Source organism: uncultured Campylobacter sp., from assembly GCF_938045595.1.
Classification (GTDB): Bacteria; Campylobacterota; Campylobacteria; order Campylobacterales; family Campylobacteraceae; genus Campylobacter_B.
The window spans coordinates 1-7,489 of the sequence record NZ_CALIBB010000051.1 but is presented as its reverse complement, the minus strand read 5'-3'; the positions used below and the strand labels follow the sequence as shown (position 1 = coordinate 7,489).

The following is a 7,489-nucleotide window of genomic DNA, read 5'->3' as shown; positions in this document are numbered from 1 at the left end:
CGAGGTGTGGTCGTATCTGAAAGATATCCCGCCCAAAGCGCATCACGCAAGCGAGCTAGAAGGCATTAGCGATAGCGACGACGTGGAACAAAGGCGGATTCTGATAGAAAATTTTTTACGTAAAATTAATCAGGATTCGTGAAAAAATAGAATTTACGGTGCAAGATGGGCTTCTTTACGACAAATGAGTTTAAATTTAAAAGCGAGCCATTAAATACGGATTGATTTTACCTAGTCAAAATTTCATTATGTAACGCGAGATAAATTTAACAAAACGCAACCGCGAACAAGCAACTAAATCGTATCAAGCAAGCGCAATATTGCAAAGATAAAATTTTAAAATTCTGCCTAGGTGCGGAGCGAAAAATTTGATCTAGCGGGCTTCCAGCATCGCGATTTTGTTGATGTAATCGGCGAAATTTAGATTTATCAGATTTGTTTTGATGAAGATGCGCGTGAAAATCACATAACCAATCTCGTTGCTAAGCGTGCCGTCTGAGTAGATGAAAACGTTGGTGAGAAACTCGCTATTGTCGGATTTGTAGAAGGTCTCGATCTGAAAATTTAAAAGCTCGTAAAATAGCTCGTCCGCGTCGCTCATCGCCGCCTGCATCTCTTCGTCGATACGCATTATATCGGCGTAGAGCACGCGCTCTTGGTTGGCGACGACGAAACATGCGCGGTTATTAAATTTCAGTGCGAACATCGCCATGTTTTCAAAATCGCTTTGATTTTTTAGCAAGAAGTATAAAATTTTAAATAAACTAGCGTGCGAGCTAAATTCTATTCCAAAAGTCTCATCCGCCGCCTGTGCACTTGCGCGAGGAAATTCCACTATGAAGCTATCATCGACTTTTTGATAAATGCTATTTTCTTTAATCATATAATCCTCGTTAAAATACACTCTTTGATTTTCGTCGTCTATCAGTACGCAAGAGATTAAATTTTTATCACTCAGATCCGCAAAGCCCGCCAGCGAGGTAGCCAGATCATTTTCTTGCGCGATAGGAAAACGATCGGATTTCTCATCCAAAATTCTTTTGCCAAAGCCCAATTTTCTATAAAAAAACTCGCATGCGTCGGCACTTTTAGCGACGCCGAGGAATGATTTTGCTTTAAATAGTGCCATTTTTTCTCCTAAAATTGCAATTATATCGAAACACTATTATTTCAAACTAAAATTTAACGTCCTGCTCGGCGCTTGCAAAAAGCAGTTGCCTGATCGCCTCTTTGCCCTCTTCAAGGTCAAGTCCTTCTAAATTTAGCGGCGCGCTGAGGCTGTAATTTATGCGCGAAAAGGGCTTTGGCAATACCATCTCGTCCCAGCTATGAAATTTCCAAAAACTGCTCGCTTCGTAATTTAGCGCGTAAATATCTAAGCTTAGCCGCTGTGCAAGGATTACAGCTCCGTCCGCGACGCTGTGAAGCGGGCCACGCGGGCCGTCGGGAGTGATGATGACGTCGGTGCCGTTTTTTATCTCTTTGATCGCGCCCATAAGTGCGCGCGCGCCGCCTTTGAAACTGCTGCCGCGAATTGCGCCGATACCGAAATGCGAGATCACGCGCGTGATTATCTCGCCGTCTTTGTGATCCGAGATGATGACCTTGGCGCGCCTCTTGCTGCCGAAATCCCGCAGCCACCAGCGCCTATACGCAAAGCTCATCATCGCTAATCTTCCATGCCAAAATACGACGACGCAGGGCTTTTCGGGCAGCTTCGTGGGTGTAAATTTAACCCTGCACGTTAAAAAAATACACCAAATCAGGATAAAAATGAGATATTCGGCGATGCGGAAAAACAACCGCTTTTTAAGCGATAACTTTTCCATAAAGCGCCATTCTGGCGGTCTTTTCGATACATACTCTGCACGTTTTGCCTAACAGCTCCTCGCTTCCTTGCGCGTAGATTAGAAAATTTGAAAAGCTTCTACCGCACGCAGTGCCGCTCTCTCGCAACTCCTCGAAATATACGTCGAAAATTTTATCTTTTTGCGCTCCTGTGATCTCGTCTAAAATTTTAGCGTGAGCGCTTTGCAGCCTACTTAGCCTTTCGCTTGAAATTTCATCATCCAGCGGCTTTAAGTTTGCCGCAGGCGTGAGCGGTCGCGGGCTAAATTTAAAGGAAAAAACTTGCTCGAATCTCACCGCTTCTAACACCTCCATCGTCTCGGCAAAATCCTCCTCGCTCTCGCTCGGATAGCCCACGATGATGTCGGTGCTAATCGCCACGCCCGGGCAGCTTTGGCGCAGTTTAAGCGCGCGGTCCAGATACCACTGCTTGGTATATCCGCGCTTCATATCGCGCAAAACCTTGCTCGAGCCGCTTTGAAGCGGCATATGCATCGATTTGCAAATTTTAGGATTATTGCAAAAAACGTCCAAAAATTTATCGTCCATATGCAGCGGATGCGGGCTGGTAAAGCGGATGCGCTCGATACCATCTATCTCGCTAAGCCGTACGAGCAGGTCGCTGAAGTCGATTTTTTCGTGCGCGCTAGAAAAGCGCTTGCCGTAGTTATTGACGTTTTGGCCGAGCAGAAATATCTCTTTGGCGCCGCGAGCTGCAGATCTTTCGGCTTCGCGCAAGATGATTTGAGCGGGGATCGAAATTTCATCGCCTCTAGTCTGCGGCACGATGCAGTAGGAGCACTTTTTGTCGCAGCCGATCATTATGTTTATGAAGGATTTATATGGCGAGCTCGCAAAATCTCCGAAGGCAAACTCGCTCTCGTCGTAGTTTATGTCCGTGCTGATAAATTTTGGCGTACGTACGGCTTGCGAAATTTTAGATACGTTTCTGGCGCCGAGTACGAAATCCACGAATGGCGCACGCTTAAAAATTTCATTTCCTAAATGGCTTGCGGTGCAGCCGCAAACGCCGATTTTAGAGCCTCTTTTTCGCGCTTTATCGAATGCGCCGATCTCGCTGAAAAGCTTATGCACGGGCTTTTCGCGCACGGAGCATGTGTTTATTAAAATCAGATCGGCAATGCTAATGTTATCGGTAATCTCGTAATCTTGCTCTTTTAGCTGCGCGATAATATGCTCGCTATCGCGCACGTTCATCGCGCAACCTAGGGTCTGGATGAAGAGGAGTTTGCTCAAAGGATATGCACCTCGTACATATACTCGTTTTCGTTCAGCCCGTATCGCACTATGCGCTGATACACGCTAAAACCCTTAGTGTCGAAAAAATCCACCAAAGCGGCTAAATCTTTTTGAGAATTTTCTCTATCCAGATAAAATATTTTTTGTCCGCTCTTTTCTACTTGGGCTTGCAAATCCTCGATCTTAACGCTTTTTGGCTTAGAAGCAAGCTCCGTTCTGGCAAGTTTTAGCTGCATGATCTATCCTTTCATTTATCTTTTTAAACCCGCGAGTTTAGCGAAATTTAGATAATAATTCGTTTAAATAAAAATAAAGTCAAAATTTCATATAATACCGCACTTCAAAATTTAAAATCCAAATTTAGTAGCACGAAATCAAATCTTAAGGAAAATTTATGGAAAAAATCACCGACATCATCGAGTCGATTGCAAATGAAAAGGGACTTGAGCCCGCGGACGTCAAAGAGCGCGTCAAAACGGCGTTCATCCAGACCGCAAAAAGACTTTTCGGCGAGGAGTATCTCTATGACAGCGAAGTCGATCCGCAGACCAAACGCGTCAAGCTCTACCAAAAGGTCCACGTCGTCGCGGATGATGATGAGCGGCTCGGCGATCACAACTTCATCGCGCTAAGCGAGGCCAAAAAAATAGGCGAAAATGCAGAGATCGGCGATGAGCTAAGCTACGAAATAAATATAGAAAACCTCGGTCGCACGGCTTCCGGCGTGCTGGCTAGAGAGCTAAATTTTCACATCCAAAGGCTGCTTGAAGAGAAAATTTTTGAAAACTATAAAAGCAAGGTAGGCACCCTCACCCACGGCACCGTCACTAAGATCGATCACGACGGCACTACCTACGTAGAGATCGAGGATACGAAGGCTTTCATGCCGCAAAAAAACCGCATCAAGGGTGAAAATTTCAAAGTGGGCGACGTGCTGCAAGCCGTCATCAAAAACGTAGCCATCGACAAATCCCACGGTATCAGGCTGGAGCTTTCGCGCACCAGCCCGAAATTCCTAGAAGCCCTGCTCGCCGCCGAAGTCCCTGAGATCAAAGACGGCAGCGTCATCATCCAAGCCTGCGCTAGGATTCCGGGTAGGCGCGCTAAGATCGCGCTTAGCGCCGTCTCGCCAAACGTCGATCCGGTAGGCGCTACCGTCGGCAAAGGAGGCGCTCGCATCGACGCGGTGAGTAGATTTTTAAGCAAAAATTTGCAAGACGGAAGCGGCGACGAGAGCATCGACGCGTTCGAATACTCCGCAAGTCCAGAAATTCTGATCACTCGCGCAATGGCGCCCGCGATCGTAAACTCGGTCAAAATAACGCAGGACGGCAAGGCGATCGTCTACGTAAACCCCGATCAAAAAAGCAAAGCGATCGGCAAAAACGGCCTAAATATCCGCCTCGCCTCGATGCTGTGCGGCTGCGAGATCGAACTTATCGAAACCGGCTTGGCGAGTGAGAAAAAGGTCTCCAAGGAAGAAGGTCTTAAAAATCTCGAAGCGCTTTTCGGCGAGCTGTAGAGACGAAACGCACTTGGCTTTTTAAAATTTTGTAAGTTACGCGCCCTATAAAATTCCATGCCTACCAAATTTTGCAAATTTAGTAATTAATGGAATTTTGTAATTTAATACTCCACGAAATTCTATATTACGTAGAATTTTACGCCGTTTCGGAATTTTAAAATTTAGCGTCAAAACAAATTTTGACCAAAATTTTACGGCGCAGAATTCTAAGATCAAATTTTATTCATCGCAGATTTGAATTGATGCGATATTTAAATTTACACAGCGCGCAAAATTCCGATCCAAGCTAAGCTGCGCCTACCGCTCATATAAAATTTCGACGCCGCCGTAGTGCCAAAATGCCTTCGGCGCGAGGTATTCGCCGCCCAAAACGGCTAAGCTTAGCTTAAAATACTGCGGCGAGAATTCTGTGATTTTAGAGATTTCCTGCTCAAGTAGCGTCGTGCAGTATAGGTTCGCTTCACCGCGAGGTTTTAGCGCAAAGCCCTCGCCGACGCGCCTAAGTAAAGAGGCGGCTAGGCGCACCTTTTGCTCCTCGCTTAAAAATTTCATCCGCGCCGCGCCAAAGTCTCGTGCATGCGCCAAAAACTCCCGCATCGAAACGGCCGCGACGCCCTCTCGCTCGCCCTCGCCCGTTACGGCGTGCACTACCAAAAGCGGGCGCTCGCGCACGATCATGCCTACGTGCGAGTATTTAAAATTCGTTGCGGTTGCGATTATGCGGCTGTCGGTGACGTCACCCATGCGAAAGACAAGATCGCCCGTGCGTAGATTTGATAAAATTTCATCCGGCACCCGCAGCGGCTCTTTTGCCGTAGGCGCGCGTGTTAGCGTCCAAAGCTCGCCGAGCCCGCCTAGAGCGAAGATCAGGCAGACGAGAAGCTTTTTGGCTAAAGCGCAACCTTCCATTTGCCGTCTTTTTTGACGAGTTTAACGCTCTCGGTGCGGTTCGTGCCGTTTTTAAAAGACACGACGACTTTCACGAGCGCCGATTTCTCGTCGCTATTTTGCAGCTCGCCTGAGACGCCTTTTAGCCCGTCGCGCTTAGAGGCCTCCTCCTTGCCGGCACCTGCCATTTGCATCAGTTTGCCATTTATCATCTGCATAGAGCCGTCGTCCGATCTGTCCTTATCGGGTATGTCTATAGCATCCACCAAAGTCTTAGAATCGCCCTCGTATAGGGCTCTGATGAAGTCCTCGGCTACGCCTTTCGGGTCGCTGCCACAGCCCGCTAAAACGAATATCGCAATGAGCGCGAGTAGAAATTTTTTCATAAGCTCTCCTCGTAGAAATTTTGAGATTCTATATACGAACGATAAATATTTTTTAAATTTAGATCTTTCTACTCGGGGGGGGGATTATATCGCGTTTGGATTTGCAAAAAGGGTATTCGGTCGTGCTTTTGCTGAATTAAAATAGAATTTTGCATTCGAAGGAAAGCTCGTCTTGCCTCGGTAAAATTTTATCTTGCCGAAGCGAAATTTTATAGCAGTTTCTGCGAACCGTGTCTTGCGGCACACCACTCAAACGGCGCCCAAACTCATTCGGTAGCGCGCGAGGCAAGCTTTGCTTGTCGGAACTGAAATTTAGCCGTATTTTGCGGCTAAAATTTTAAAATTTCAATGCCGCCTTCGTGGGATTGCTCGCTTGCGATTTAGCTTTTTGCTGCGACGCTCGCGAAATTATAAACAAATTTTATCTAAATGGGGCTATAATTCAGTAATTTTTCTAAAGGAAAATCATGGAAACTTGGGCGGTTTGGGCACTTGCATCAGCACTCTTTGCGTCGCTGACTGCGATATTTGCAAAAATCGGACTCGAAGGGATTAACTCCCACTTTGCGACTTTTATCCGCACGATCATCATTGCCTTTTGTCTCGCCGCATTCCTACGCTACGCTAAAGCCTGGCAGCCGCTATCGAGCCTAACCCCTCGTAACTGGGCGTTTTTGATACTAAGTGGGCTGGCGACGGGTGCATCGTGGCTAGCGTATTTCAAAGCTCTGCAAATCGGCAAAGCCTATCAAGTAGCACCGATCGATAAACTAAGCGTGGTACTCGTTGTAATCATAGCCGTGATCTTTTTAGGCGAGCGCCCGAGTATTCGCGAATGGCTCGCGCTAGCACTCATCGGCGCGGGAGCGATGATGCTGGCGTTTAAATAGGGTAAAATTTGCTTTAAATCTATCTCTTGTGGTCTTTTTAACCGTTACTCTCGCACTACGCTATACGCTTTGTCGTAAGATAAACACACTGCCGGTTTCTGCAAAATTGCCGCCCTAAACCATTATGATTTCTTATGGCTTGACTTTAGCCTACACGATTTTTAGGGCATTACCTGAAACGCGCCGGTAATCGATTTGCCGATACCTTGCTGTAGTTAGGCGGTCTTTAGGGTAATTTTAGTTCTGCTTAAAAGTAGTGAGATTAAAATTTATGATAAATCAAGAATTTACACCTTAAAATTCCAAAAAATATCGACTCGCCGTACCATAAAATAAAATCGCATCCGCAAGTTTAAATCGAACTGTAAACTTCTAAATCTACAGTATAGTCGATCACAAGCTAATTACGCAAGATTCGAATTGAAATCTTGCACACTTCCATAGCTCCGCCTAAATTTATGCACTTGCTGCCTAACCCTTGCAATCGCCGCAAGCGCTAGGCTTGTAGAATAATAAGCTAAGACCGGGAGAAATTACTCTCCCCTACCCCTCTTACCTTTAGCCTTAGATGATCCCTCTTCTTTAGCTTCGTCTTTCATCTTAGCCGTAGAGCCTTTTGCTTTACCATCATCATTAATAGCCTTATCCATGCTATCATCCATTTTCTCTTGCATCTTTTCTGATTTGGCATT

General features: G+C 46.1%; 8 protein-coding genes. 2 read left to right on the top strand and 6 right to left on the bottom strand.

Features of this window, described 5'->3' with window-relative positions; genetic code table 11:
* Positions 1-373: 373 nt before the first annotated feature.
* The 4 genes from Q0340_RS02200 to Q0340_RS02185 are packed head-to-tail and all read right to left on the bottom strand — an operon-like array spanning position 374 to position 3,344.
* A complete protein-coding gene (locus Q0340_RS02200) occupies positions 374-1,129 on the bottom strand; it encodes a hypothetical protein (protein ID WP_298081982.1) in 756 nt (251 codons plus the stop codon).
* A gap of 46 nt (positions 1,130-1,175) precedes the next feature.
* Positions 1,176-1,829, bottom strand: a complete 654-nt coding sequence (locus tag Q0340_RS02195; RefSeq protein ID WP_298081981.1) for a lysophospholipid acyltransferase family protein — start codon at positions 1,827-1,829, stop codon at positions 1,176-1,178.
* Complete coding sequence (miaB, locus tag Q0340_RS02190; RefSeq protein ID WP_298081980.1) at positions 1,810-3,105, bottom strand: tRNA (N6-isopentenyl adenosine(37)-C2)-methylthiotransferase MiaB; 1,296 nt, start codon at positions 3,103-3,105, stop codon at positions 1,810-1,812. The genes Q0340_RS02195 and miaB overlap by 20 nt, the downstream gene beginning before the upstream one ends.
* A complete protein-coding gene (locus Q0340_RS02185) occupies positions 3,102-3,344 on the bottom strand; it encodes an HP0268 family nuclease (RefSeq protein WP_005870077.1) in 243 nt (80 codons plus the stop codon). Before Q0340_RS02185 ends, miaB begins: the two co-directional genes overlap by 4 nt.
* 158 nt (positions 3,345-3,502) lie before the next feature.
* Between Q0340_RS02185 and nusA the strand changes: the two genes are divergently transcribed.
* The gene (nusA, locus tag Q0340_RS02180) at positions 3,503-4,630 is read left to right on the top strand and encodes a transcription termination factor NusA (protein ID WP_298081979.1); all 1,128 of its coding nucleotides are present in this window, start codon (positions 3,503-3,505) and stop codon (positions 4,628-4,630) included.
* 300 nt (positions 4,631-4,930) lie between these two features.
* Here the strand turns inward: nusA and Q0340_RS02175 are convergent, their stop codons facing one another.
* Both Q0340_RS02175 and Q0340_RS02170 read right to left on the bottom strand, forming a co-directional pair.
* Positions 4,931-5,542 (bottom strand): YiiX/YebB-like N1pC/P60 family cysteine hydrolase, encoded by a 612-nt coding sequence (locus Q0340_RS02175; protein ID WP_298081978.1) that lies wholly within the window; start codon positions 5,540-5,542, stop codon positions 4,931-4,933.
* Entirely contained in the window at positions 5,524-5,907 is a 384-nt protein-coding gene (locus Q0340_RS02170) for a DUF4878 domain-containing protein (protein WP_297881892.1), read from the bottom strand. Before Q0340_RS02170 ends, Q0340_RS02175 begins: the two co-directional genes overlap by 19 nt.
* A gap of 467 nt (positions 5,908-6,374) precedes the next feature.
* On the opposite strand from Q0340_RS02170, the gene Q0340_RS02165 reads away from it, so the two are divergent.
* A complete protein-coding gene (locus Q0340_RS02165) occupies positions 6,375-6,797 on the top strand; it encodes an EamA family transporter (RefSeq protein ID WP_298081977.1) in 423 nt (140 codons plus the stop codon).
* Positions 6,798-7,489: the final 692 nt, after the last annotated feature.

What these genes read in the sequence shown, in the direction of transcription:
- Q0340_RS02200 (WP_298081982.1), bottom strand. Translation starts at nt 1,129, where the DNA reads ATGGCACTATTTAAAGCAAAATCATTCCTCGGCGTCGCTAAAAGTGCC.
- Q0340_RS02195 (WP_298081981.1), bottom strand. Translation starts at nt 1,829, where the DNA reads ATGGAAAAGTTATCGCTTAAAAAGCGGTTGTTTTTCCGCATCGCCGAA.
- Q0340_RS02185 (WP_005870077.1), bottom strand. Translation starts at nt 3,344, where the DNA reads ATGCAGCTAAAACTTGCCAGAACGGAGCTTGCTTCTAAGCCAAAAAGC.
- nusA (WP_298081979.1), top strand. Translation starts at nt 3,503, where the DNA reads ATGGAAAAAATCACCGACATCATCGAGTCGATTGCAAATGAAAAGGGA.
- Q0340_RS02175 (WP_298081978.1), bottom strand. Translation starts at nt 5,542, where the DNA reads ATGGAAGGTTGCGCTTTAGCCAAAAAGCTTCTCGTCTGCCTGATCTTC.
- Q0340_RS02170 (WP_297881892.1), bottom strand. Translation starts at nt 5,907, where the DNA reads ATGAAAAAATTTCTACTCGCGCTCATTGCGATATTCGTTTTAGCGGGC.
- Q0340_RS02165 (WP_298081977.1), top strand. Translation starts at nt 6,375, where the DNA reads ATGGAAACTTGGGCGGTTTGGGCACTTGCATCAGCACTCTTTGCGTCG.